At 57.4% G+C, this 22769-nt stretch carries 17 protein-coding genes and 2 tRNA genes; 13 read left to right on the top strand and 6 right to left on the bottom strand.

From position 1 onward, the window contains the following. Positions 1–93 precede the first annotated feature (93 nt). Complete coding sequence (locus FYJ63_RS10460) at positions 94–1053, top strand: hemagglutinin (RefSeq protein ID WP_229770149.1); 960 nt, start codon at positions 94–96, stop codon at positions 1051–1053. 40 nt (positions 1054–1093) lie between these two features. On the opposite strand, the gene hrpA is transcribed toward FYJ63_RS10460, so the two are convergent. Beyond that, positions 1094–4933 carry an ATP-dependent RNA helicase HrpA gene (hrpA, locus tag FYJ63_RS10465; protein ID WP_154546485.1) on the bottom strand — a complete coding sequence of 1280 codons (3840 nt, stop codon included), beginning with the start codon at positions 4931–4933 and terminating at the stop codon, positions 1094–1096. Positions 4934–4973: 40 nt separating this feature from the next. Here hrpA and FYJ63_RS10470 point away from each other — a divergent pair, with 40 nt between their 5' ends. The 5 genes from FYJ63_RS10470 to FYJ63_RS10490 all read left to right on the top strand — a co-directional run bounded on the left by FYJ63_RS10470 (position 4974) and on the right by FYJ63_RS10490 (position 9159). Continuing rightward, positions 4974–5915 carry a hypothetical protein gene (locus FYJ63_RS10470; protein WP_154546487.1) on the top strand — a complete coding sequence of 314 codons (942 nt, stop codon included), beginning with the start codon at positions 4974–4976 and terminating at the stop codon, positions 5913–5915. A 66-nt stretch (positions 5916–5981) separates the two neighbouring features. Next, entirely contained in the window at positions 5982–6356 is a 375-nt protein-coding gene (locus FYJ63_RS10475; protein ID WP_154546489.1) for a hypothetical protein, read from the top strand. After that, on the top strand, positions 6356–7588 hold the full coding sequence (locus FYJ63_RS10480; protein WP_154546491.1) for a VIT1/CCC1 transporter family protein: 1233 nt from the start codon (positions 6356–6358) through the stop codon (positions 7586–7588). The genes FYJ63_RS10475 and FYJ63_RS10480 overlap by 1 nt, the downstream gene beginning before the upstream one ends. Before the next feature lie 8 nt (positions 7589–7596). Further along, complete coding sequence (locus FYJ63_RS10485; RefSeq protein ID WP_154546493.1) at positions 7597–8370, top strand: trimeric intracellular cation channel family protein; 774 nt, start codon at positions 7597–7599, stop codon at positions 8368–8370. Positions 8371–8457: 87 nt separating this feature from the next. Next, the gene (locus tag FYJ63_RS10490; protein WP_277026672.1) at positions 8458–9159 is read left to right on the top strand and encodes an HNH endonuclease family protein; all 702 of its coding nucleotides are present in this window, start codon (positions 8458–8460) and stop codon (positions 9157–9159) included. Positions 9160–9186: 27 nt separating this feature from the next. On the opposite strand, the gene pgm is transcribed toward FYJ63_RS10490, so the two are convergent. After that, positions 9187–10854, bottom strand: coding sequence for a phosphoglucomutase (alpha-D-glucose-1,6-bisphosphate-dependent) (gene pgm / locus FYJ63_RS10495; protein ID WP_154546495.1), 1668 nt, complete (start codon positions 10852–10854; stop codon positions 9187–9189). A 132-nt stretch (positions 10855–10986) separates the two neighbouring features. On the opposite strand from pgm, the gene FYJ63_RS10500 reads away from it, so the two are divergent. After that, positions 10987–11784 (top strand): glycosyltransferase family 2 protein, encoded by a 798-nt coding sequence (locus tag FYJ63_RS10500; RefSeq protein ID WP_154546497.1) that lies wholly within the window; start codon positions 10987–10989, stop codon positions 11782–11784. 14 nt (positions 11785–11798) lie between these two features. On the opposite strand, the gene FYJ63_RS10505 is transcribed toward FYJ63_RS10500, so the two are convergent. After that, positions 11799–13811 (bottom strand): hypothetical protein, encoded by a 2013-nt coding sequence (locus FYJ63_RS10505; protein ID WP_338106916.1) that lies wholly within the window; start codon positions 13809–13811, stop codon positions 11799–11801. Between the two features lie 38 nt (positions 13812–13849). Further along, positions 13850–14491, bottom strand: coding sequence for a hypothetical protein (locus FYJ63_RS10510; protein WP_229770150.1), 642 nt, complete (start codon positions 14489–14491; stop codon positions 13850–13852). An 89-nt stretch (positions 14492–14580) separates the two neighbouring features. Here FYJ63_RS10510 and pheA point away from each other — a divergent pair, with 89 nt between their 5' ends. The 4 genes from pheA (at position 14581) to FYJ63_RS10530 (ending at position 19596) form a co-directional block, all read left to right on the top strand. Continuing rightward, a complete protein-coding gene (gene pheA / locus FYJ63_RS10515) occupies positions 14581–15573 on the top strand; it encodes a prephenate dehydratase (protein ID WP_154546501.1) in 993 nt (330 codons plus the stop codon). A gap of 337 nt (positions 15574–15910) precedes the next feature. After that, complete coding sequence (serS, locus tag FYJ63_RS10520) at positions 15911–17188, top strand: serine--tRNA ligase (protein WP_154546503.1); 1278 nt, start codon at positions 15911–15913, stop codon at positions 17186–17188. 83 nt (positions 17189–17271) lie between these two features. Next, positions 17272–18156 carry an HAD family hydrolase gene (locus FYJ63_RS11395; protein ID WP_338106917.1) on the top strand — a complete coding sequence of 295 codons (885 nt, stop codon included), beginning with the start codon at positions 17272–17274 and terminating at the stop codon, positions 18154–18156. Between the two features lie 111 nt (positions 18157–18267). Then, positions 18268–19596, top strand: a complete 1329-nt coding sequence (locus tag FYJ63_RS10530) for an AGE family epimerase/isomerase (protein ID WP_154546505.1) — start codon at positions 18268–18270, stop codon at positions 19594–19596. A gap of 54 nt (positions 19597–19650) precedes the next feature. Here the strand turns inward: FYJ63_RS10530 and pyk are convergent, their stop codons facing one another. Further along, positions 19651–21072, bottom strand: a complete 1422-nt coding sequence (pyk, locus tag FYJ63_RS10535) for a pyruvate kinase (RefSeq protein WP_154546507.1) — start codon at positions 21070–21072, stop codon at positions 19651–19653. Between the two features lie 116 nt (positions 21073–21188). Beyond that, positions 21189–21273 (bottom strand) — tRNA-Ser (locus FYJ63_RS10540). A 93-nt stretch (positions 21274–21366) separates the two neighbouring features. Between FYJ63_RS10540 and FYJ63_RS10545 the strand changes: the two genes are divergently transcribed. Further along, a tRNA-Ser gene (locus FYJ63_RS10545) sits at positions 21367–21453 on the top strand. A 211-nt stretch (positions 21454–21664) separates the two neighbouring features. Further along, positions 21665–22769, top strand: a 1105-nt coding sequence (locus tag FYJ63_RS10550) for a site-specific integrase (RefSeq protein ID WP_229770151.1), incomplete at its 3' end; no start/stop codon positions are given.

A 22769-nucleotide genomic window follows, 5' to 3' on the forward strand; every position in this document is an offset into this window, starting at 1 on the left:
CACTTTTTTTTTGTCTGTGGGTTGTCTTTTAATATATAAAATTACCAAACAAAAAAAAACACCCCACCCCCCCCCCCCCCACGACTCATTTTGATGGGTTACGATGGAGGGGTGTCAGCAAACCCCCGTCCGCCTTATGCTCCGGTTCACACTCCGGGGAAGTCGGGGAATTCGGGGCGCTATCGCGGGAATAGTCGGCGGAGCCGACGTCGGGTCTGGCCCGTAATCTTGATGGCTTTGGGCGGTTTTCTGCTTTTGGCAGTGGGTCTCGCCCTGACGATTACCGCTGTCGGAGTGCATTTCTTCGGTCAGCGGGTGGAAGTTCCGCAAGCCGCTGCCCCACCGCTGGGCCCCCAAATCGATTTATCGGATTTCCAGGCCGGAAATCTCATTTCTGATGCCGTTTTCTATGACTACAACTCCATGGACTTGAGCGCGATTGAGACGTTTATTCGCGAAAAAAACGCGGGCTGCCAGGGGGAAACGACGGTGTGTTTGGCTGATTATCAAGAAGACACCGTGGATATCCCGCCCTCTCCGCGCTGCCGTGGATACCAGGGGGCTCCCGGAGAATCAGCCGCGGCGATAATCTATCAAACTGCTCAGGCTTGCCGAATTAATCCCCAGGTTTTACTGGTGTTGATTCAAAAGGAACAAGGGCTTCTCACCGCCTCCGGCTCTGATTTGACGCCGTCGCGCTACGATATTGCCGCGGGCTTTGGCTGTCCGGATGGAGCGAACTGTGACCCGCAGTATTTTGGGTTCGGAACTCAGGTTTACTATGCGGCCGCCCAGTTTCAGCGTTATCGCCAGAATCCAGCACAGTTCCAGTTTCGGGCCGGTCAGATGAACAGTATTCCGTTTGCGCCCAATGGTTCATGCGGGGCTGCCTCGGTGTATCTCGAGAATCAAGCCACGGCGGCGCTTTACAACTACACCCCCTATCAGCCCGATTCGGAGGTGTTGGCGGGAACTCCCGGGCAGTGCTCGAGCTACGGCAACGCGAACTTTTTCGGAATCTTCAAGGCCTGGTTCGGGAACCCCCGAAAATAAGGAATAAGGATATCATGGCAGGTAATAAGGGTTTTAGTTATCAGATTTGGTCCAGGAGTTTGTGGAGGCGCTTGGCGGAGACTTTTTCGACGGTGCCATTCTGTTGGGCAAAAAGGGAGACCCGAAATTCCTCCAGCAACCAGCGCACCTCCTCCAGCGCTTGACTGGACGAAGCATTGAAGGGCTTCGCCGCGAGAGTGGCACTGACTTCATCAAAATGGCGTTGCACTTCCTCCAACCGTTGCGCCAGATCGCGGTCTCCCGCGGTGTTGTGCCGCGCTTTTTCCAGACGCACCCCGTCGGCCTCGAGGTATTTTTCAAGGCGCGGTAGCCAGCGATAGGGAGTTCGGGCCAGAAAATCACCGCTCACAATCTGGTTGACGTGGTTGACGATTTCTCCCAGCGTTACTTGCAAAGCAGCATTGGGAGTTTTCCGCGCCTCTCGCAGTTCTGCCTCCAGTTTGCCCCGTTGCCGCATGGCTCTTGCTACCGCTTGAAGAATTTCATAAACCGTGTCCTCGAACCGCTCCTGACCAGCCGTTTGCAACACCACAAAATCTGTATCGTTTTCGAGCGTTCGCCCCTCACCAAGCCACTGTTGCACTAGAGCTACTCCGGCTCCGCGTTGCGCCGCCGCCACCAACTCGGAGGTGGAAGGATAGGGGGAAGACGCCAAAGCCGCCGCCTCCGCTCCCCTCCAGCGGGTAATCACCCTTGTCTCTGAAAGTTCCAAAGCTGCGCTCAACGCGGCGGCATAGTCGCGAGGCTTTTCGACCTTCGCAATTTCTGCTTCTTGTTGTTTCCAGACTCTGGCTTTTTCCTTGGTGGTATTCACAATGAGCCGGTCGCGCAAGGCTACGAAATCGTCGCCAAGGGCTAGAACTTTCCCGTTTTTCGCTACCACCACAAAATGATTGCGCTGGTTCTCGGGAAGATTCGCCTCCATCTCCCCCAGGTCCTCGGGGGTCACCTCGACCTGGCGAGCCTGAAAAATTCCACTCGCGAACACCTCCGCGAGGCGGGGGCGGTTCTCCGCTGGTTCGCTCAGGTACCCCGACACTATTGGCCAAATGTCCTCCACCAGGGTCCCGGCTGGCACCACGCGTTTACGCACCACCTTCGGAAGTGCCTTTACCCGTGCCAAAAGATTGTCCCGCAGGGCTCCCGGTACTGGCCAGTCGAACCCCTGAGGCGAGATAGTTTCGAGGAGCTCTTCGGGCACAATCACCGTCACCCCCTCCGGAAGGTCAACCACGTCAATTTCTCTTTCCTGAGTTTTCGACCTTTTACCTCGATTTCGGCCCGAGGTCGCAGTAGTCACGTCGACACCTGGACGCGCTCTCACCCGCCCGCGTTTACCGCCAAAGGTGTAAGCCAACGGCAAAGTTAGCTCCCCTTGGGTCCAAAAATCGGGGTAGTCGGCGCTGTCCTCGCCTTGGGGCACCAGTAAATCCCAGGGCAAATCCAGCCACGCGGGATCGCGGTGACGCTGATCCTTCCACCAGGCATTGAATGCCGCCGTTGAGGTCACAGACTCCGGAATCCGCGTCTCAAACCAGCGTTCCACCGCGAGGTCATCAATCTCCCCCGGAATCTGGAGCCGCACCCTCGCCTCTTCCGCTTCAGCGCGACGCGCGGTATTTGTCTCGATGAACCGATGTTTCTCGCGCCACTCCCCGCCGACTAAAGCGTGGCGAATAAACATCTCGCGAGCCAGCTCTCGAGCCGGAATCCCCTCCACAAGCGTGTCTGTAAGAGAACCCAGGGTACGGGAGCGATCCGCGGCCAAAACCAGCCCGAACAGCATCACCCTCTCGTGAATCATCGCCGCCCCGTAGCGGGTAGACCAATAGGGCTCGAAATAGCTTCGAGTCAGCAAACGCTCTCCGACCTGCTCAATCCACTCCGGATCGACTTTCGCCACCGTGCGCGCAAATAGGCGCGAGGTTTCAACGAGTTCAGCCGCCATCACCCAGTCATAGTGTTTCTTTGCCAGCCCCGAACCGGGCCAGACCACGAACTTCGTTCCCTTTACGCCGAGGTACTCGCGTTTTTGCTCCGACCAGTAACCAATCTGGGAAAGCATCCCGGTCAGCAAAGCGCGGTGCAGCGAATCAGCGTCAACCATGTCAACCTTGATTTCCCTAAGTTCCAGAGTTTTAACCCCGATATCGCGCAACATTTCCCGCAGCTGCCCGACCAAATCAATCCATTCTCGCACCCGCAGATAGTGCAAAAACTCGCGTTGGCAAAGTCGGCGAAAAGCGCTGCCAGACAGAGCCTCCATCCGCTCTTGCAGATAACTCCATAGCCGCAGATACCCTAGGAAATCTGAGCGGTCATCTTCAAAGCGGGCGTGCATCTCATCGGCTTGGGCGCGTTTCTCGGCGGGGCGCTCGCGCACGTCTTGCATGGCCATAGCCGCCACGACAATAACTGCTTCGCTTCCCACTCCGAGGCCGTCGGCGGCGAGAAGAATCCGCGCCAAACGCGGATCGAGGGGAAGGCGCGCCAGTTTCCGCCCCAGTCGCGTGATTCGTGCCGGTTTCTTACGGGTGTCCAGGGCTCCCAACTGGGAGAGCTCCTGCACCCCGTCCGTGACAGAGCGTGGCGCGGGAGGGTCGAGGAAGGGGAAATCCGCGACTTCCCCGAGACCCAGGGCCGCCATCTGCAAGATGACCGCCGATAGCGAGGTGCGCTGAATCTCCGGCTCGGTGTACTTGGGGCGGGACTCGAAATCTTCCTCGGAGTACAGCCGGATACAAATCCCCGGCGCCACGCGACCACAACGCCCCTTCCGCTGATTCGCGGAGGCTTGCGAAATGGGTTCAATGGGGAGACGCTGTACCCGAGTCTTGTTGGAATAGCGCGAGATGCGCGCCACGCCGGGATCGATGACGTAGACAATGCCGGGGACAGTTAGCGAGGTTTCCGCCACGTTTGTTGCCAGCACAATGCGCCGACGCGCGTGGGGAGCAAAAACACGGTGTTGCTCCGTTTCGGACAGTCGCGAATAGAGGGGGAGGACTTCGATTCCACCAGGAACCTTAGATTTTTCTCCTTCTCCGGGTTCCAGGTAACGCCGCCCCAGATGACCCTTGAGCGCGGTCGCCGTGTCACGAATGTCGCGTTCTCCGGCCAGAAAAACGAGAATATCCCCGGGACCCTCTGCGGTGAGTTCATCAACGGCCCTTAAAATGCCGGCGACCTGATCCACTTCTTCGTCAACCACGTCAACTTCTCCATCGCGGGATTCCAGAGAATCCCTTGGTGAATTCTCGTCATCTAAGGGACGATACCGCACCTCCACCGGATAGGTACGCCCCTCCACTTCGATTACCGGAGTGTCTGGGCCAAAGGCCTCGGCAAAACGCGCAGAATCAATGGTTGCCGAAGTGATAATGACGAGAAGATCGGGGCGACGCTTCACCAAACGCTGTAGATAACCAAGGATAAAGTCAATGTTCAAGGAGCGTTCGTGGGCTTCATCAATGATCAGTGTGTCGTACTTTCGAAGCAGCGGATCGCGTCCCATCTCCGCCAATAGAATCCCGTCGGTCATGAGTTTAACGCGGGTTGTCTCCCCGACAGACTGGCGGAATCTCACCTGGTATCCGACGGTTTCTCCAAGTTTTTCTCCCATTTCCGCTGCGATACGCGAAGCCACGGTGCGGGCTGCCAGGCGCCGAGGCTGGGTATGTCCAATAATGCCCTCAGTGCCGCGACCGACCTCCAGGCACATTTTGGGAAGCTGGGTGGTTTTTCCCGAGCCGGTGGCGCCTGAAATCACGACGACCTGGTGTTTTCTCAAGGCAGCAAGAATTTCCGGTCTCGCTTGGGAGACCGGCAGTTCGGGGGGATAAGTCAACTTCACAGACATACTGCCACCCAGTTTAGGTCAGTTGCGAGACAATGTTTAAGTGACTGCCTTCGATACCAGCGACTTTCTCACCGGCTCCGACTCTCGGCCCACCTTTCCGCCGGTGATGGTGCCCATCCTGCCGTGGCAAAACGCCAAGCTGTTGAGCGAAGCCCTTGGTGACACCGTTTACGCCTCCTCCGCTTTCGCCACGGCGGTAAAGCTTCTTTTCAAACTCGGGGTTCCCAAATCGCGAGGCGCTATCGGGGTGGAGGTGCCTAGTTCTCGCCCCGAATCCCTCGGCAAACGTGGCCAAGGGCCGTGGATAAGCCGGACTGAACCGACACTGGGAGCGGCCTTGCGGGGGGTGGTCCGCGCGAGAGAGATCTTGTCGGCACCAAAAGATTACGAGCGTCTCCTGGAGCTTCTCCGCGAAGAGGGCTGGTTCGGTCTGGAAATCCAGACCAGCGAGGAGAATCTTCCCCGCGACCTCCAAATAGCCGCCCAGCGGGGGAAAGATGCGGGGTTGCACGTGACTTTGAACCTGCTTCCCGGCGCGCTCCACACCCAAAACTCCCGCGTGATTCGCGCTTTTGATACGGTGGCTCTCCACCTCATCCCCTCTCGACAGCTCTCCGCCGAGCGCCTGAAATATCTCGAGTCTCGTCAGGTGGTAGGGCTGGTGGTTGATGCCGCTACCAGCGAGCGCACCAATCTCGAAGCCGCCTGGGAAAGTCTGGTGCTATTGAGAGCACAGCTCGATGTGGATGCCCGAGTTTCGGTGGGTGTGGCCGGTTCATTTACGACCGGCGCCCTTGCCACCCAACTTCGCGCCGACCAAGATATTCGGGAAAAGATTTGGGCGAGGGGAGCCAAACAAAAGATTTTTGAAGCCCTGGATTTGTCCTTGGCGCTCAGGCACGGCAAAGAAAGTGTTGCCGCCGCTTTCGCTGCCGATCAAATCGCTCGGGCCTCTCGGCTGACCTCCCGCGGAATCGCCTAATTTACCAATGAGTTTCCCTACCGGTAAGATTTAGGTGACGGGTTCATTTCGGGTTTAAGGAGAAAAATGGGTAGTGGAAAATGGTTCTTTCTAGCGGGAATGGGCGCCGGAGCCTTCTTGGCCTTGCGTATGAACGAAAGACAGATTGAAGGCATCAAGAGTTTTACCTCCCGCATTTCCCAGTCTGAAAATCTAAACGAGGCGAGGCGAATTGCGGAGGACAAAGTTACCGATACGCTCCGCCAGCAGGGTTCCAATCTTGTGGATCGGCTGGCTGACCGGTTGAAGGAACAAATCAACTCCATTGATTTAAACAACTTCGCCAAGCCGGATTCTTCCGTCTCGTCCGCGACTGATTCGTCAACCACGTCAACTATGAAAGGCGATGCTTCCACGGATAAAGACGGCCATGTCATTATTGATGGGAAAATTGTTTCTTGATGAAAACGGCGTCTACGGTCTTGCAACCAACTCCCGAACAGATTAAACGTTGGCGGCATTATTTGGCGGAGGAACGTGCTGAGGCGCGAATCTACCGCGAACTGGCAAAACGACGCAGCGGTTTGGATCGGGATATTCTCCTCCAGATTGCAAAGGCGGAGGGACGTCACGAACAGTACTGGTTGGATCGTCTCGGGGAACACGCCGAGCCCACCCCGAAAAGCGCTTGGCACGTTCGAATCCTCCAGAATCTCGCCATCAAAATCGGTTCGATTTTTGTCTTGGCACTGATGCAGCGTTCCGAGGAACGTGGCACCTATGATTTGGATGCCGATGCCTCCCCGCAAATGGCGGCTGATGAGTACCTTCACTCCGAAGTGGTGCGCGCCCTGGCCGCCAAGTCACGCGCTCGGTTCTCCGGCAAAGCCCGTGCCATGATTTTTGGAATCAATGACGGACTGGTTTCTAACCTGGCGCTGGTGGCGGGGATGGCGGGTTCGGTGTCTTCCAGAGGCATCATACTGCTCACGGGCTTTACCGGTCTCGTCGCGGGGGCTCTTTCGATGGGCGCGGGGGAATATATCTCCATCACTTCCCAGCGCGAACTCTTGGAATCATCGCTCCCCAACCCGAAGATGCGGGAACGCTTACCGATGCTCGACCGCGCCGCCAACGAATTGCAGTTGCTGTTTCTAGCCCGCGGGGAGGACGACGAGACGGCTGCGGCTCATGCGGCATTGATTTTGGAATCCATTAACTCTCAACAAGATTTTTCCGCTCTCGACGATGATTCCCGCCGAGTTTCTGACACCGACACCCAAGACCTAAATAATCCTACTAACTGCAACGATAGTCTTATTTCCGAAAGCGAAACTCTCCAAGAAACCCTTAAATCCGAGAGTGATCCCACTCCGGAAATAAGCGAATCTGCTACTGTTCCTTTAGAAGCCATCGGTTCGGGAATCCAGGCCGGTTCGTTTTCTTTCGGGGCATTCTCTCTCGGGGCCCTGGTTCCCATTCTGCCGTTCATCTTTGGGTTAGCTAGTTGGGTGGGGATAATCGTGGCGACGGCTTTGGTCGGGTTGATTCTGCTGTTTATTGGCGGGGTTATGGGGATTCTTTCGGGTAAACCGCCATTCCTGCGAGCGCTGCGCCAAGCTGCCATCGGAATCGGCGCCGCCATCGTGACATACCTGTTGGGAACTCTCGCCTCCGGCGTGCAATTCTTGTAGGAGACCTCATGTTTGACCTTTTGTTGAACCCCGCGAACCAGCCGGTAACCATTCTCAGCGGCGCTCTTCCCGAAGTTTTTCGCTTCCTCGATTTGACAGGCGTCTTCCTCAACGGGATTCTGGGAGGGCGTCTGGCTCGTCAAAAGCACTTCGATATCGTCGGATTCGGCGTTCTCGCCGTCATGAGTGGGCTCGGCGGAGGCATTATCCGCGACGTGATGCTCAACAATGCCCCACCGGTAGCGCTTACCGATAAGTACTACCTGACTATGGCCTTTGCAGGGGCTATTCTGGCGTGGTTGTGGAAATTCGATGGAAAATGGTCTCGGCGCACCCTCATCGTCTTTGACGCCCTGGTTCTCGGCGTGTGGGCTGCCACCGGCACTCAAAAGGCGCTCGGCCTCGGCTTCGCGATTATCCCTGCTATCCTCATGGGAGTCATCACCGCCATCGGAGGCGGCATGGTTCGAGATATTACCGCTGGTAACGTGCCTATCGTGTTCGGGGGTCATTCACTCTACGCGATTCCCGCCGTCCTTGCCGCCGCGCTCGACGCCTTACTCTTCACCCTGGGATATCCGCTGATGGGGATGCTCGCAGCCACAGTTGTCGGTTCAGGAATCACCATTATGGCCACTTGGAAGCGGTGGGTGCTTCCCGATTTGAGTGACTGGTCAATCTCCATGACCCCGCATCAATGGCGCGAATTCCAACGCGCAAGGCGCATCAAAATTCTCGAGAAGAAAGGCAAGTACATCCCGAAAGATCAGGGAGATTTCTAAGGCCCCATCCCCCTGTGGAAAACCCTGTTTCCACAGCTACGGGTTTTCCAACTTGCCGGATCCGGCGAGCGTGTCCAGTCTGGGAAGGTGAGTTTCTTTACGCGCGTCTCTCTCGGAGACCTCTGTCTGGTGGCCTTGGCGGCGCTCTGCGTCTGGTCGATTCTCCCCGTCGGGGGGCCGGATTTGGCGGGGATGCCCTTGCCTGGGTATTCTTGCTCGAATCCTCAATCTTCTAAAGTTGACGTGGTTGACAGTTTACAGGAGTTGTGTTCGTTGCGGGTTCGCCCCGACCACGGGGCAGGTGGCTATAAGCGAGAGGCTTTCGGGAACGGATGGGCCGATTTGGATCATGATGGTTGCGATACCCGCGCGGAGATTTTGGCCCGTGACCTCGACCGACCTCGCTTCGATGACTCCTCCCCTTGTCGCCTTGTCGGAGGTCACTTTGTTGACCCCTACACCGGAACCGCCACTGACTTCGTCCGTCCCCCGGGAAATGCCGTCCAGATTGACCACGTGGTCGCCCTCGGTGACGCGTGGGCGAGCGGCGCCAACGAATGGACCACAGAACAGCGTTTGAAGTACGCCAACGATCCCCGCGTTTTAGTCGCTGCCGACGGTCAAGCCAACCAGGACAAGGGGCGCTTGGCTGCGGACGGGTGGCTCCCCGCGAACCAGGCCTACCGTTGCGCCTACGCGCGCCAACAAATCAACATCAAATACCGCTGGGGATTGTCGGTCACTGCGCAAGAACGCGCCGCGCTTCTCCAAGCCCTGGCTAGATGTTGAATGTAGCAGTCGGGTCCGACCCGCCGACTACGCCTTACCCAGCGCCGCGGAGACGACCTGCTTGGCTTCTTCTTGGACGAGTTTCAGATGTTCCGAACCTTTGAAGGATTCGGCATAAATCTTGTAGATATCCTCGGTTCCAGACGGGCGCGCCGCGAACCAGGCGTCCTCGGTCGTGACCTTCAGGCCACCTATTGCGGCATTATTGCCCGGAGCCTTCACCAGGCGATCCATGATGTCTTGACCTGCAAGTTTGTCTGCCGTCACGTCCGAGGGCGAAAGCGCCGCTAACTTGGCTTTTTCTTCCTTGGTCGCCGGAGCGTCCACTCGCTCATAGGCCGAAGCGCCGTAGCGAGAGACCTGTTCTTCGTGGAGTTTCGAAGGCGTTTTCCCGGTGACGGCGAGAATCTCGGAGGCCAACAAAGCGGCGATGATACCGTCCTTGTCGGTTGTCCACACGGTTCCGTCTTTACGGAGGAAGGAGGCTCCGGCCGATTCTTCCCCGCCGAAACCAACCGAGCCGTCCAACAATCCCGGTACGAAATGTTTGAATCCCACCGGAACTTCCACGAGTTTGCGTCCCATGCCAGCCACGACTCGGTCAATGAGCGCCGAGGAAACCAGGGTCTTGCCGACCGCGCAATCGGGACCCCACCCCTCGCGGTGGGTGAACAGGTATTCAATCGCTACGGCGAGATAGTGGTTCGGGTTCATCAAACCGTCAGGGGTCACGATGCCGTGGCGGTCGGAGTCGGCATCGTTGCCGGTGGCAATATCGTAGGGAGCGGTCGCACCTTCCATGACTTTACGCAAAGATGCCATCGCGTACGGCGAGGAACAGTCCATGCGAATCTTGCCATCCCAATCCAGAGTCATGAAACTCCAGGCGGGGTCGACTTTTTCGTTGACTACGGTGAGGTTTAGCCCATAGCGTTCCGCGATGGCAGCCCAGTAGTCCACGGAAGCCCCGCCGAGGGGATCCGCCCCGATGCTCACCCCCGCACCTTTAATGGCTTCAACGTCAACCACGTCAACTAGAGAGTCCACGTATGACGGGAGAAAGTCAAACTTTTCCACGAAGTCTGTTTCCAAGGGATGCGGGGCGCGCGGGATGGAGCGCCAGCCGGTCTTGAGGATTTCGTTGGCTCGATTCGCAATCCAGGAAGTCGCATCCGAGTCAGCCGGACCTCCGTGAGGCGGATTGTATTTGAAGCCTCCGTCGCGCGGAGGATTGTGGGACGGAGTGACCACAATCCCGTCCGCCAAACCGACTCCACTCAAACGCACTCCTCCGGGGGTTCCGGCTCCGTTGGCTTTCAGGATGGCGTGAGATACCGAAGGCGTGGGGGTGAAGGAATCGCGGGCATCCGTATAGGTGTGGACTTCCGCGGCCGCTAGGACTTCCAAGGCGGTGCGCCAGGCCGGTTCGGAAAGCGCGTGGGTGTCGCGGCCGATAAACAGCGGCCCGTCGAAACCTTGGTCGCGCCGGTATTCCACAATGGCGGCGGTCGTGGCGACGATATGCGCTTCATTAAAGGCGTGGTCCAGGGAAGAACCGCGGTGGCCCGAAGTTCCGAAAGCGACCATCTGGGCGGGGTCGTTTACATCGGGTTCGAGGTCATAGTAGGCGCCGATAACGGCGTCCACGTCGATAAGGTCTTGGGGTTGTGCGGGTTGTCCAGCTCTTTCATGCATGAGCCCATTCTTTCACCAAACTAGCCTCTTTTGGGATGAATTCGGGAAATTTTTGACCCCGAGTTTCCCCGCCCGTGCCCTTCGCGGGGTGAGTTTTTAGGACAGAGCAAAAACTCCACCTAGAATTGGGGTATGCCTGATTTAGGAAATCCTACCCAGAAAGTCGCCGTTATTATCCCTGCAAAGGACGAGGCTGAATCTATCGCTGCCACCATCCGGGCATCTAAAGCCATCCCGAGAGCTGATCTCTTCGTGGTCATAGATGACGGGTCGAGCGACCATACGGGGGACGCCGCTCGCAGTGCCGGTGCGGTCGTGGTGCGCCATTCGGTGAACCGAGGCAAGGCCTCCGCCATGGAGACAGGGGCGAAAGTTGTGGCGATGCGCGATCCGGAGGATGGTCCGGCGCGGCTGATTCTGTTCTTGGATGCCGACTTGGGGGATTCTGCCGCGGAGACATTCCCGCTGGTGGAGTCGGTCTTAAACGGTCGGGTGGATTGCGCTATCGCTGCTTTACCCAAGCAGCAAGGGGCTGGCGGGCACGGTTTTGTGACCCGCCTTGCGAGACGGGGAATTCGCTGGGCTACCGGCTGGGAGCCGACTCAACCTCTGTCGGGCCAACGCTGCCTACGTTCCGAAGCTTTTTTTGACTGTTTACCGCTGTCGCACAAGTGGGGCGTGGAGACCGGTATGACTATAGACCTTCTGGTGAACGGTTATTCGGTTCAAGAAGTGCCTTGCGATTTGACCCACCGCGCTACCGGTAACGATTTCGCGGGATACCGTCACCGTTTGGAGCAGTACACCGACGTTTTCTTGACCTTGGCCGCGCGCTTTTTGAAGCGGGTTCGCGCCCCCCGCCGACTGCGGATTGAAGCCGGAGAAAATCAAGAACCTGGTGCGGTTTATCATTTGGCATACCGCGGTTAAGTGGTTGACCTAGTTCACATTTCTCTCGGGCTAGGTATGGCCCGTAGCTCGGCAACGCTGATGGAGGCAGTCAGATATTTGTGAGCCCCCTGAGCCAAGGCAGCCGGAGCCGCCACGCAAAAACCGGTGAGGCCAATCAGGATCGTGGAGTCATTGAGAAGTGTCCCAAGAATCATCGCCGTGGCCCAAGCCCAGAGAAAAGCCTTCTCACTGAGGGTGAGGCGCACCCCATCGGGGTTGGTCTTGGCAGCAGCGGAGCCCAGCAACCAAGCATAGTCACGTCGATAGGGATTGCGCCAGTTGGCTAGAAGCGGCCAGACGATGAGGAAAATTCCGAAGCAGAACGCCAACGTCACCCCACCCACAACCCAGGGATTCCAGCCGGCCGACCCGAGCTGGGTGGCCTTCTCCCACAAAACCGTGCCGAGCTTTCCCTCCCGCACCGAGTCAATGAAATTACCGAGATGGGTGCGTCTCGCCGGAGGTCTGAGCCAATCGATATAGGTCAATAAGCCCGCCAGACCAAAAGTAAATAAGAGTATCACCCCAGATAATAAGGGTTTTAAAGGTTGGGATCTGAATTTTCGGAACAAGACTGCAAAAGCGGGGAAGGAGGCGAGAAGCCCGCCAAAGTCAGCTCCCAGCCCGGGAAGAGCATCAATAGCCATCACCCCAATGGCAAACAGCACCAAGACAATAAACAGCGGGGTGGCGGTTTTTTCCGAGGCGAGACTGTAGATAAGCGCGGAGACCAGGAGCGCACCGGTGATATAGATGGCAAACATCATGTTGTCGATACCGTAGAAACGCCCGCCGATAGTGGATTGGGTTCCCATCACCGAGTCGAGCATCATCGGTGAACCAATCCAGGGATCTAAAACCCCTATTATCAGCGATGATGTGCTTATTATTACAAGTGGCCCCAGGAGAGAAGCCAAGCCGAGGCCCTCCCAGATTAGCGTTGCCACTCCCGCCAGCAAGAAAGGCAACACCGCCCCAAACCAGGCAAACTCCCCCGCAGCCACATCGGTCGCCGTCGGCCCGAGGTTCCACCACGGCACGAGATTCATCCAGAAGGCCGTGGGTGGAACCAAGGCCACGAAAGTCCCCGCTCCCCTCCAGAACGTCAAAAGACTGCGGGGACGTCCCCAAGTGTCCCCCAGATTCGGGTGGGTTCGCCGATTCAGCGACCACACTCCTCCGATAAGAACCACGGCCACAAACGCCGAGAGAATCGGGATGAAAATATTTTGTGCTGGTCGAATGATTGCCGCGCGACGCGCTACCGAAGCCAGACCGTCTATCCCGAGGTCGCGCTGGGAGTAGACCGGCTGCCCCTTCACCTGGGTGGGAATCTCGAGCCCAAAATAGTCAAGAACCGTCGCAGTAACGTCGGGAAGATTAATCATGCCGCGACGATGAGTCGAAGCGGTCGTGGCGGAACCGATCCCGAAATAGGGTCCCGACCCGAGGAATGCCTGAAGGCGCGGCACTCCTCGATCTGCATTATCCGCGTCCGCTACCGAAACCGCCATGGTGTTCCAACCTAGAGTTTGCCCTTGCTCCAAGATAGCCGCCAGCATGGGAACTTGTTGGCTTCGCGGGACCACGGTCATATCCACGAACGTGACCGAACCGGGTTGTAACGCTCGCCCCAAAAGATCTGTGAATACTGAAGGATCAGAGTTCTGGAAATAATTATCGGGGTAGCTTAAACCATTCCCAGATTCGCGCCCCTCGGCATCAACCTCCACATTCAACAGCGCCGAGAGTCTCGACCCGAAGCGATTAATCCCGCTGACCTTTGTTGAATCCGACCGCAAAGCCGACCCGAGGTGCCACCCGTTCGGAGCCTCTCCCGAGCGGGTTCCGGTTCCGAGAGCAGCAAAGGCCTCTCGCGGATTCGTCGTGTTTCCAGCCGTTCGCACCACCACATTGGCTTTAGAACCGGTGTTGATGAAGTCGCGCAAGGCGGGGTCGCGCCAAGAGTCATCGTCCCAGCGCCACTGTGACCCGAGAAGAACCACCAACGGGGCTCGTGAAGGAGTAAGAGCAACGGGGACGGCTAGGCTTTTGGGCCCGCTGAACCGACCGTACCGTAGGTTCCCGAAGCCACGGGAGGCTGCCCCTGGGCGGGAGCCTCGGAGCCGGTCGGAGTCTGTGCTGCTCCCGGAACCTCGAAAGTAGCCCCAGGAGACTGAGCAGGAGCCACCTCACTCGGGGTTGCCTCACTCGGGGTTGCCTCACTCGGGGTCTCCGCAGGAGCCGGAGCGGTCTCAGTCCCCTCATTGGTTCCGTTCGTGGCACCTGGAGGCGGGGTTACCGTTTCCCCTCCCTTGGGAATTGCCTCGGAGGTTCGGTGGCCGGACTGGTTCAAAGCACCCGGATCAAAGCCCGGAATAAAGTTGCGTTCAAACGGATCCCAGCGCATCTCTTGGGAGGGATCCCAAGGCTTGGTATCGAACTGTGATGTGGCGCTCATGGCACCAGCGATAAGACCCATGCTCATCAAGATGGCCGTAAGCCCCGCCACCAGATAGCGCATTGTCGGCAGCGGCTTATAGGGTCGTTTCAAGGGCTTATGCGCCTTACCGTTCAGTTTCCCAGCCGACGGACGGGAGGCGCGCTCGGAAGCGTTCGCTCCCGAAGGTTTACGGACGCCTCCGGAACCGAGGGATCCCTGAGAAGCAGCGGTAGAGGTTTGCATGGTTAAAATAATAGTAGAAAATAATAGTTTTGCTGAGCTTCAAGGTCCCCAATTTGTTAAGACCAGCCCCAAATGGAAGGATTTTTGCTATGTCCCCAACGAGTTCGCCTGTTTCACCCCTCCCCGGTCCCGCGGTGACCGGTTCTCTTCGTATCGCTTTTTTGGGGCCTTTCGGGACTTTTTGTGAGCAAGCGGCACGCCAAATTCTTCCCGCAGATGCTGAGCTAAAGCCCGCCACCGGCGTGGAATCGGCTTTGCTGATGGTACGAACCGGCGAGGCCGACCGAGCCGTGGTTCCGATTGAAAACTCAGTGGAAGGCGGGGTCAATGCGACCCTCGACACTTTGGCTCACGGTCAGCCTTTGACGATTGTAGGAGAAATCCTGGTTCCCATCGCGTTTAGCTTGATGGTTCGTCCCGATTCGGACTTGGAACTGAATGATTTGCAGCGTATCGGAACTCATTCCCATGCTTGGGCTCAAACCCGCGACTGGGTGACAGCCAATGTTGGGCCGGCGGTGTCGCATATTCCGACAACTTCTACCGCGGAGGCTGCAAAGCTCTTGATGGAAGACCCGGACTGCGGCTATGACGCGGTGCTGTGTTCGGCAGTGTCTGCGGTTCAATATGGAGGGCGGGTTCTCGCCGATGGCATTGCTGACAACCCCGATGCGCAAACCCGCTTCGTCTTGGTGTCTCCCCCGGGTTCTATCCCCGCTCCGACCGGCGCGGATAAGACCACGGTTCAGGTGGCTTTGCCGGGGAATGAGTCCGGAGCGCTGTTGTCAATGTTGGAGCAATTTTCCGCCCGTGGGGTGAACCTGTCTCGCATCGAATCACGGCCGGTCGGAGGGCATTTTGATCGCTACGCCTTTTCTATCGACTTGGAAGGACACGTTTCTGAGGAAAGGGTAAAGGCGGCTTTGGTCGGTTTGCATCGCACCTGCCCCGAAGTGCGGTTCTTGGGGTCGTATCCGCGGGTGGATCGGATGCGAACCCAGATTCAGCGCGGAACAGCGAATGTGGATTTCGCGACCGCCCGCGCCTGGTTAGACGAAGTCCTCGCGGGCCGAGCCGTCTAGGCTCGGCCCAAGCAAGGACTTCGTTACAGCGCGGAGGCGTTAAAAAACGCGAAGCGTTTTAGCCGTAGCACCTCTAACGGCGCTCGCGCCGTCAAACTCGCGGGCCGAGCCGTCTAGGCTCGACCCAAGCAAGGACTTCGTTACAGCGCGGAGGCGTCAAAAAACGCGAAGCGTTTTAGCCGTAGCACCTCTAACGGCGCTCGCGCCGTCAAACTCGCGGGCCGAGCCGTCTAGCGTAGCCGCGGGGTCAGACCCTTCTGGCTCCATCGCTGACGCGATTACGCCAGAGAGGTCTGCCCCGCCGGCTATGCCTCTGTCAGTCGGCTATATTTAAACCATGATTGATATTCGCTTGATGAAAGAAAATCCGGAGCCGATGCGGGCCTCGCAAATTGCCCGCGGGAACGACCCCGCCACGGTTGATGCCGCTATTGCCGCCGATGAGGAGCGCCTCACCGCGCTGCGCGCCTTTGAAGACGCGCGGGCGGAGCAAAAAGCCTTCTCTAAAAACATTGGCAAGGCCTCGAAGGAAGAACGCCCCGCTCTTCTCGAACAAGCGAAATCCATGAGCGAAAACGTGAAGGCTCTGGAAGAAGCGGCCAACGCAAAAGCGGAACAGGCCAAGAAAGCCGCCATGGTTCTCGAGAATCTCATCTTGGATGGGGTGCCGAGCGGCGGAGAGGCCGACTTCGAGGTTTTGTCCATCGAGGGCGCCCCGATTCGCGATTTCAAGGCAGAAGGTTTTGAACCCAAAGATCACCTGGATTTGGGAATCGGTCTTGATGCCATCGACACGGATCGCGGCGTGAAAGTTTCCGGCTCTCGCTTCTACTACTTGAAAGGGGTCGGGGCGCGCCTCGAAATCGCGATTCTGAACGCAGCTTTCGACACGGCCATCAAACACGGTTTCACCCCGATGATTACCCCGTGCATGGTCTCGCCGGCCACCATGAGCGGCACCGGCTTTTTGGGCGAGCACTCTGATGAAATCTACTACCTCCCCGCAGATGACCTGTACCTGACCGGCACCTCCGAAGTCGCCCTGGCCGGCTACCACACGGACGAGATTATTGACCTCTCCAAAGGCCCCTTGCGCTATACCGGTTGGTCCGCCTGTTTCCGCCGCGAGGCCGGTTCTTACGGTAAGGACACGCGCGGCATTATTCGAGTCCACCAGTTCCACAAGGTCGAGATGTTCTCGTACTGTAAACCAGAAGACGCGAAGGAAGAGCACCAGAAACTGTTGAATATGGAGCGCGAGATGCTCGCGAAGGTGGAGTTGCCTTACCGAATCATCAATACGGCAGCGGGCGATCTCGGCTCCAGCGCCGCCCAGAAGTTCGACTGCGAGGCTTGGCTTCCCACCCAGAACCGTTATATGGAAGTCACCTCGACTTCAAACTGCACGACTTTCCAGGCGCGCCGGTTGAACATCCGCTACCGTGACGAGTCGGGGACGTCCCAGACCTGCGCGACTTTGAATGGAACGCTCGGAACGACTCGTTGGATTGTGGCGATTTTGGAGAACCATCAACAAGCTGACGGCTCGGTTCGCGTCCCCGAGGGCCTGCGCCCCTACCTGGGCGGATTGGAAGTTTTCGAACCGGTGAAGTAAAGGCGGCTTCTGGCTAGCCCCCCCCGAGACTCGGGTTGACTGGGTAGCGCAGTTAGCCAGTAGATTCACCAAAGGAGAGCAACGTGGAGAAATACGCGTCCGAGATCGAGCGTCACCTCCAGGCTCTGCAGTGGCTGAATCTGCCGGACAATCCGCGCGACAATCTCGTGGCCCTCGACATCGACGGAACCATCGTTGATGAACACCAAGAAATGACCCCGCGCCTGATTCGAAACGCTGACTGGCTTCGAGAAGGCGGGGTGCATATCTGTATCACAACGGGACGATCCGTCCCTGCAACCCTACCGGTGGTGGAACAGCTTGGTCTGGAAAGCGCCTGGATTGCGAGCGCCAACGGGGCGCTGATTGGGCACTTCACCCGCGAGTCCGGCTACACTTTGACGAATCAATACACATTCGATCCTCACGATGCCGTGGCGCGGATTTTAGAGGCCATTCCAACTGCGCTGATTGGGGTGGAGGACGCCCCAACCGGTTTCCGCGTCCTGAAGCCATTTCCTCCCGGAGAGTTGCGCGAGACCACCGCAGTCCAACCTCTTGAGGAACTCCTCGCGAAACCGGTTCCCCGCGTCGTGGTTCGCGACCCGTCGATGTCGAACGAGGCCTTCCGCGAGGCCGTGAAAACCGTGGATTTTCCCGAAGTGGAGCACGCTATCGGGTGGCGCGCCTGGCTCGATATCAACCCGAAAGGAACCTCTAAAGCCCACGGACTCCAAAGGGTTTGTGAAAATCTTGGGGTGTCCCCCGCCCATGCCTTGGCCTTGGGAGACGGCGCCAACGACATTCCGATGCTCGAATTTGCCGGCTACGGGGTGGCGATGGGAAACGCACGGCCGGAGGTGAAAGCCGCGGCTAATAACACCACGCTGACGGTTCATGAGGACGGAGCCGCGGCCGTGATGGAGGCGCTGGCTCGCATCTTGCGGATTTCCCCGCCACGTATATAAAGACCTATTTATAAAGACCTCCCTGAACTCTCCCACTATCCCCCCGCAAAAGCCCCCCAATCCGCGGCGATCGCGGATAAAGTTAAACCAACACTTTCAGGAAGGTAAACCATGGCAAAATTCGACACTGTTGAACACATCCGCTGGCTGGGCAACCACATGCAGCAGGTTCTCGAATACGGCCACCGCGCCTTCTTGCCCGGCGGGTTCGGCTGCATCAAGGCCGACGGCAAGGTTGATGACACCAGACCCCTCGAACTAGATTTGACCGCTCGTTCCACTTATATCTATGCCTTGGGGGTGGTTTTGGGCATCCCAGGTTCGTTGCGGCGTTGTGACCACGGGCTACGCTCCCTCACTCACACTTTCAAAGATACCTCCAACGGAGGCTGGTTCAGTCTCGTGGAACCGATTTCGGAGGAGCAAAGGCGCGACAACGCGAGCGGTGTACCGACCGGTCAAAATATTTTCCTCAAGAGTTCCCGCTCGATGTCCTACCTGTTGGAAGCCGCCGCGGCCGCGACTATTGCGCGGCGCCCCCTGGGGAAAAGCCTCTTGGACGAGGTTATTGAGATTGAAGAGAAGTATTTCTGGGATGAATCGGTGGGGAGAGTCAATGATTCTTTCACTCGCGATTTCTCCCAGATGGAGCCGTATCACGGGATGAGTTCCAATCTTCATGCGGTTTCGGCTTTCTTGGTCACGGCTGATGCCACTAACGATCCAGTCTGGGTGGATCGCGCCGCCAGAATTATCAGTTTTGTGATTGCAGAGGCGAAGCAGAACAACTGGCGGGTTCCGGAACACTTCGACGCCGACTGGCAAGAGGACAAGGAATACAACGTCGGAACTCCTGCCGATCCGCGGCGCCCCTACGGGATTAATGTGGGCCACTGTTTCGCCTGGTCGCGCAGGATTTTCGAAGTCTCTGCCGCGCTGAAAGAGTTTCGGAAGCCTGTTCCAGAGGGATATTTCGAGGCAGCCAAGAATATTTTTGACCGCATGGTCAAAGACTCGTGGCGCCAAGACGGGCGGTCGGGATTCTTCTTCACCGTAGATTACCAAGGGAAACCCTTGATGAGACAGCGTTTTGCCTGGGTGGCGACCGAGGCTATCCAAGCAGTTGCCGCTTTGGGGTTCGCGATGGCCGAAAACGGGTCTTCCTATGAAGAGATTGACCCCTACATTGAGTTCTACCACTCGTGGTGGGACTACCTGGAAAGTTACGTCATCCGGCCCGATGGATATTGGGTGGGTGAACTCAACCCGAACAATGTTCCCGATGACACGGTGTGGCCCGGCGCCCCGGACATCTACCACTCCGTGCGCGCCCTTGTGGCGCCGCGTCTCCCGAACACGCCCTCGAAGCCGATGGCGGTAGCACAGGGATTGCTGGACCATCCGGTCAGTCACCAGTTCCACGAAGCGATTTGGGTCTAGAGATAACCTCGTTTTCGTGCGGGTTTCCCGGTGTCGCTGGGCGCGAGGACGGTTTTAAATGTCCTCTTTGCTCCCCACGTGGTGAACCCGAATCGAATTCGTGTGGCCGGCTTGCCCCGGGGGAAGCCCCCCGACGTAAACCACCACGTCGTTTTCCTGGGCGAGTCCCTTGCGCAGTACAGTCTCCTCCGCATCGTGAATCATGGGATAGATTCTCTCGCGCAAAGTCACCGGATAGGAGTTGATGCCCCACACCAGAGCCAACTGGCGGCGGACACTTTCGTGGTAACAGAAGGCATAGAGGGGTATTTTGGGGCGAAGGCGGGAAAGCTGGCGGGCGGTAGCCCCGGAATCTGTGAAAGTAGCAACGTATTTCGCACCGGTTTTTTCCGCAATAAGGATGCCGTGACGGGCAATAATGGATTCCCAATCGAGGTCAATATCGCGGATTTTCGCAAAGTGGCGGGTCCCTTGTTCCTCAGCAGACTCGATGATTCGCGCCATAGTTTCCACGGCCTGCACGGGATAGGCGCCCACCGCAGTTTCTCCGGAAAGCATGACAGCACTGGCTCCGTCCCACACCGCGTTGGCGCAATCGGAGGCTTCGGCGCGGGTCGGACGGGCATTTACAATCATGGACTCCAAAACCTGGGTCGCTACGATAACCGGTTTCGCTCCCGCGCGCGCCAGCTCGATAGCGCGCTTCTGGACGGTCGGAACGTCTTCGAGTGGCATCTCCACGCCGAGATCGCCCCTGGCCACCATGATGGCATCAAAGGCATTAATAATCTCCGGCAAATTGTCCACCGCCTGCGGTTTTTCGATTTTCGCAATCACCGGCAACCGATGGCCCACCTCGTCCATGACCCGATGAACGTCCTCTATGTCCCGGGCGCGACGCACGAAAGACAGGGCAATGAAGTCGATATCTTGAGTCAAGGCCCACTTCAGGTCAGCAGTATCTTTCTCCGTCAACGCTGGCACGGAAACCGCGACACCGGGAAGATTCAAGCCCTTGTGGTCAGACACCCTTCCAGGCACTTCCACCTTGGTGAGGACATCAGTGTCGGTGACTTTCACCACGCGGACTTGGACGTTTCCGTCATCAATTAGGAGGATATCGTCGGGATGGCAGTCTCCCGGAAGACCCTTGAAGGTCGTCGAGACAATTTTTGCATCCCCCGGAATGTCGCGGGTCGTGATGGTGAAGTCTTGGCCGAGTTCGAGGATTTCGAAGCCGTTGGTGAAAGTGCCGAGACGGATTTTCGGCCCCTGGAGGTCAACCAAAATCGCGATAGGACGGTCAAAGTCCTGGGCCACATTTCGGACTTTAGCAATGGCAGCCGCGGCTTCCGATTGAGTGCCGTGTGAGCGGTTGATGCGGATAACATTAGCGCCGGCTTCGATGAGGCCGCGGATCTTTTCTTCCGTGTCAGTAGCGGGACCGAGGGTACACACGATTTTCGAACGTCTCATGGTTTTAGATTACTCAACTTCGTCTGATTTAGGTATTTATCTTCTTGGATTTGACAGTCGGGCAGAGTCCTTATTTGACCCTAAAAAATAGCGGGATTCACCGCCAAAATAATTTGCGGAGGGCGAGGGATTCGAACCCCCGGTGAGTTTCCCCACAACGGTTTTCAAGACCGTCACATTCGGCCGCTCTGTCAGCCCTCCAAGCGTTTTCGCGCTTAGATGATTCTAGCAGGACGAAAGCAAAGCTCCGACTTTTGGCAAATCCAAGGGAATTTCGGTAAAGTTAAAACCCTTGGAGACGTGGCTGAGCGGCCGAAAGCGGCACCCTGCTAAGGTGTTAGGGGCTTATGTCCCTCGCAGGTTCAAATCCTGTCGTCTCCGCACTTACCCCGTCTCGCTGCTGGTGAGGCGGGGTTTTTCGTTGCCATGGCGGGGTTTCATGAAAAATTTTCTTAAGGTTATTTAAGGTTATTTAAGGGCTATTATTGTTTCATAGTCCCTCGCTCGTCCCACGAAAAGGCTTGTGGAGACGCATTTACATCTCCGCAAGATGTTTTTAGTGAGGGACACCGCCCCACGAAAGGAGAAAACCATGCGACGCCGAGCGTTTGGAACCATCGAAAAGCTACCCTCGGGAAACTACCGAGCCTATTGGAGGAATGAAGGGAAAAACGTGCGCGCCCCGCATACATTCCCCAATAAACGCGCAGCCCAAGACTGGCTCGCCAACCAACAAGCACAGTTCGCAAGCGGACAAATCACACCCGACAGGCCCGCCCAAGACGCAGAAAAGCAACTCGTGACACTCAATCAGTGGAAAGAGATCTGGTTGGAGCGTTGCCAAGCAGAAAAAACCCTTACCCCTAAGACGATTCAAACCTATAAATCAGGGTATAAAACGCACCTAGAAAAACCCTTCGGGCACCGGATTCTTTCCACTATCACGGTGGATGATATCCGCGAATGGTACACGGGCTTTGACCCGACCAAACCAGGGGCGAAAAAAACCGCTTATCGTACGCTTTCCACGCTACTAAGAGCTGCTGTGAGTGAGGGGTTGCTTGATAAATCCCCGGCGCAGCTTCGGGGGGCTATGAGTAAAACCCGGCGTGGCCTTGATAATCCCCGCGCAATCGTCGCCACACCTGAGCAAGTGAGAGAACTGGCTGAAGCGATGCCTGAGAATCTTGCTATCACGGTGCTGCTTGGTTTTTGGTGCTCGATGCGTTTTGGGGAAATCACTGAGCTGCGCCGCAAAGACATCGAGCTAGGCTCGGATAGGGCGCTGGTGCGGGTGCGGCGCGCGGTGCAGTACGCGGCCGGGTTCGGCTACACAGTGGGGCTGCCGAAAACTGCTGCGGGGGTTAGGGATATCGCGGTGCCTTCGGCGATGGTGCCAGATTTGAGGAAGCATTTGGAGCGGTTCGTGGGTGAGTCGCCTGATGCGCTGTTGGTGCATTCGCCTGCGGATTCGTCGAGGTGGCTTTCAAATAATTCGCTGAATTACTATTTTAAGAAGGCTGTGGCGGCGGTTGAGGGGTTGGATTCGCGGTTTGTGTTTCATGGCTTACGCCATTCGGGGCTTACTCATGCGGGTCAGTGTGGGGCGACGTTGGCTGAGTTACTTCGGCGCGCCGGGCATTCGGATATTAACACGGTGCTAATCTACCAGCACGCGACCCGCGAACGGGATGCGG

Source organism: Mobiluncus porci, assembly GCF_009695935.1.
In the GTDB taxonomy this organism is placed as follows: domain Bacteria; phylum Actinomycetota; class Actinomycetes; order Actinomycetales; family Actinomycetaceae; genus Mobiluncus; species Mobiluncus porci.